We start from the raw sequence: 3,120 nt of genomic DNA on the forward strand, positions 1-3,120 counted from the left end.
ATGGGTAATAGAACCGCGAAAGCTTGCCAAACCTCATTATATACCCCTACTCCCCCTACTCCCCTGCCTATTTATTAGCTTCTACCCATTGAATGACCTGATGAGCGAGGTGAGTACCATTAAGACGGTCAATTTCCCGGATGCCTGTGGGACTCGTGACATTGACTTCCGTTAGGTAGCCACCAATTACGTCAATACCCACGAAAATTAAACCATCTTCCCGGAGTTTTGCGGCTAAATGGCGGCAAATTTCCTGTTCTCTTGGGGTAATGGTGGTTTGAGCCACTGTGCCACCTGTGGCCATGTTATTGCGAAAATCACTACCACTGGAAAGGCGATTGAGCGCACCTATGGGTTCACCATTGAGTAAGATAATCCTTTTATCTCCCTCCTTGGCTTGGGGTAAATAGTTTTGTACCATCACGGGAACTTGACCTTGGAGGGTGCTAAGTTCGACAATGGAATTAAAATTGCGATCGCCTGATTGTAAAAATAAAATTCCCTCTCCAGCTTTATTCCCCAGTGGTTTGAGAATTGTTGCTTCTTTAGCTTCCACAAACTGGCGAATTACCTCTTTGTTAGCGCTGACAATTGTTTCGGGAACACATTCCCTAAACTGGAGAGCATACATTTTCTCATTAGCATCACGAATCCCTGCCGGATCATTGATCACTAGAGTTTTATTTTGGTCAATATAATCCAAAATATAAGTAGCATAAAGATAAGCATCATTAACAGGTGGATCTGTCCGCATAAATACGGCATCCATCGTTTCCAAAGGAGTAAAGGCACTAGGGCTTAATTTAAACCAAGGATTAGCCGCTAACCAACGTCCTTCTACTAACTCCACAGGAACAAGTTCTACCTGCTGTAACACAGCCCAAGCTTTACCATCAATAACACTCAGCAGATTTGCTTGCGTTATCCAAATTTCGTGTCCTAGAATTTGCGCTGCTTCCATCAAAGCGACACTGGTATCATGGCATGGATCAAGCCGATGGATAGGATCAATAATAAAAGCTAGTTTCACCCTTTATACCTCTTTATATTTACGAGTTTTAATATTTAAATGTCCTACTAAAGATCCCCGACTTCTTTCCTACATTTTGCTCGGAGATGATTAAATTAATTTTAGAAGTCGGGGATATGATCCACAATATTTTAACAGAAACAGCACAAGTCCCACATCTCACTCTTAGGAATGTGGGATGAATGCGCGTGAGTGAGGAATTGACCAACAGGCGAAATTGAACGCAGTTCAATCAGGATCGTTAGTCAATGACGAATGAACATTTTCTGATTTAAGAGAATCTATCCAATCTTCTACCAAAGACGTAATAGTTTTATCTTTAGTGGCGGCGTAAGTTTGCAAGATTTGCATTCTTCTGTCGCTGATTCTCAGGCTGAGTCTTTATATTTTTCATAATGGATGGTCATTGGCTATCCTTTATATTATCTTATAAATAGGTCGAAAAAAAACAATAAAATGAGAATATCTTACCAGTACCGATTAAAGCCAACAAAAGAACAAGCGGAAAAAATTGAGAAAACGCTAGAAATGCTGCGATTTCAATACAATTATCAACTTGCTCAACGCTTTCATTGGTATGAGGAAAACCGTTCTCCTGTTGATAGATGTTCCATTTTCGTTTGCCATTTACCAGAGTTGAAAGATCAGCCTAATCGCTTTAGTCAGCAAGCATCATTAACTCAACTCAAAAAAGACCGTCCTTGGTACAAAGAAATTTATTCACAGGTGCTACAGGAAGTCCCAAAGAAAGTTGAATTGGCTTTTGATAGATGGCTAAAAGGTGACAGCAATGGCAAAAAGTCGGGTAGACCTAGATTTAAAAGCGCGGGGCAATACAAAACATTTACGTTTCCTCAATTCAAACAACATCACTTTATTAATAACAAGATTACCCTATCAAAAATAGGTGATATCAAAGTAATTGTTCATCGTCAAATACCTGATGGTTTTAATATTAAAACTGTGTCTGTCACTAAAAAAGCAGACGGGTATTATGTAACTTTAAGCCTTGATGATAAAACAGTTCCAACAATTAAACCTGATTTTAATGCTAATAATATTGTTGGTATTGATGTAGGTTTAATTGATTTTATTGTCACCTCAGACGATGAAAGAATTGCCGCCCCTAAGTTTTTGCGTAAAGCTGAACGTAAATTAAAATCTGCACAACGTCGTGTTTCTCGCAGAAAAAAAGGATCTAATCGTCGTAAAAAAGCTATTAAAAAACTGGGTATTCAACACAAGAAAGTATCAGATACCCGCAAAGATTTTCACTTTAAAACTACAAACAATCTACTCAAAAAGTACGATGTTATTGCTGTTGAAAAGTTGAACATAAAAGGACTCGCTAGAACATGGTTGGCAAAAAGTATTAACGATGCTGGTTGGGGACAGTTCATCGCCATACTTTCAAACAAAGCCGGAAATGCTGGTTTGAAAGTGATAGCTGTAAATCCCAACGGTACAAGCCAAGAATGCTCTAATTGCGATGCCCTGAGCTTGTCGAAGGGTGGTTCTAAGGTAATAAAGCCGCTATCCCAAAGAATGCACAATTGCCCGGTCTGCCATGCGAGTTTGTGTAGGGATCTAAATGCCGCTATAAATATAAAGGCGCGTGGGACACACGCCCTCAAAGCTCAATCAATGTCCTCATAGGGAGTCGTTGAGAAGCCCACACTCACCTGTTCGCGTAGCGTGCCGCAAGGAATAAGAGAGTGTGTGGAGTATGTCACGAAACTAGCATCTCATCTAACTTACCTTGACGATCTAAAGTGTAGATATCATCACAACCACCAATGTGAACATCATTAATAAAAATTTGTGGTAAAGAGCGTTTTCCATTAGCTCTTTGGGACATTTTATCTCTTGCTATTTCGTCTCCATCAAGGTTGTATTCGATAAAATCAACACTTTTGCTTTTCAGTAGACTTTTAGCACGCATACAAAACGGGCAAGTTGTCCAAATGTAAATTTCTACTTTTGCAGCCATAATATTCTCAACTAAATGTAATACTTCTTAATTTTAGACCTAAGTTAATGGGGACTGGGGATTGGGGACTGGGAAGTTGGGGGAGTTGGTACTCCTAGAG

The 3,120-nt window shown here is 39.6% G+C and carries 4 protein-coding genes; 1 reads left to right on the forward strand and 3 read right to left on the reverse strand.

The features are described from left to right. Positions 1–67 precede the first annotated feature (67 nt). Together gshB and FJR05_RS27520 are read right to left on the reverse strand one after the other, a co-directional pair. Positions 68–1,030 carry a glutathione synthase gene (gene gshB, locus FJR05_RS01375; RefSeq protein ID WP_168642467.1) on the reverse strand — a complete coding sequence of 321 codons (963 nt, stop codon included), beginning with the start codon at positions 1,028–1,030 and terminating at the stop codon, positions 68–70. Positions 1,031–1,258: 228 nt separating this feature from the next. Beyond that, positions 1,259–1,381, reverse strand: coding sequence for a hypothetical protein (locus FJR05_RS27520; protein ID WP_256376162.1), 123 nt, complete (start codon positions 1,379–1,381; stop codon positions 1,259–1,261). Positions 1,382–1,486: 105 nt separating this feature from the next. On the opposite strand from FJR05_RS27520, the gene FJR05_RS01380 reads away from it, so the two are divergent. Then, positions 1,487–2,686 (forward strand): RNA-guided endonuclease TnpB family protein, encoded by a 1,200-nt coding sequence (locus FJR05_RS01380; RefSeq protein ID WP_168642476.1) that lies wholly within the window; start codon positions 1,487–1,489, stop codon positions 2,684–2,686. 73 nt (positions 2,687–2,759) lie between these two features. On the opposite strand, the gene grxC is transcribed toward FJR05_RS01380, so the two are convergent. Then, positions 2,760–3,020: a glutaredoxin 3 gene (grxC, locus tag FJR05_RS01385; protein ID WP_168642468.1), complete on the reverse strand. Its 261-nt coding sequence runs from the start codon at positions 3,018–3,020 to the stop codon at positions 2,760–2,762. Positions 3,021–3,120: the final 100 nt, after the last annotated feature.

The organism is Dolichospermum sp. UHCC 0259, from assembly GCF_009711935.1.
GTDB lineage: Bacteria > Cyanobacteriota > Cyanobacteriia > Cyanobacteriales > Nostocaceae > Dolichospermum.

Bases quoted from the DNA above. Each gene is read 5' to 3' on its own strand.
- FJR05_RS01380 (WP_168642476.1), top strand. From the start codon at position 1,487: ATGAGAATATCTTACCAGTACCGATTAAAGCCAACAAAAGAACAAGCG.
- FJR05_RS27520 (WP_256376162.1), bottom strand. From the start codon at position 1,381: ATGCAAATCTTGCAAACTTACGCCGCCACTAAAGATAAAACTATTACG.
- grxC (WP_168642468.1), bottom strand. From the start codon at position 3,020: ATGGCTGCAAAAGTAGAAATTTACATTTGGACAACTTGCCCGTTTTGT.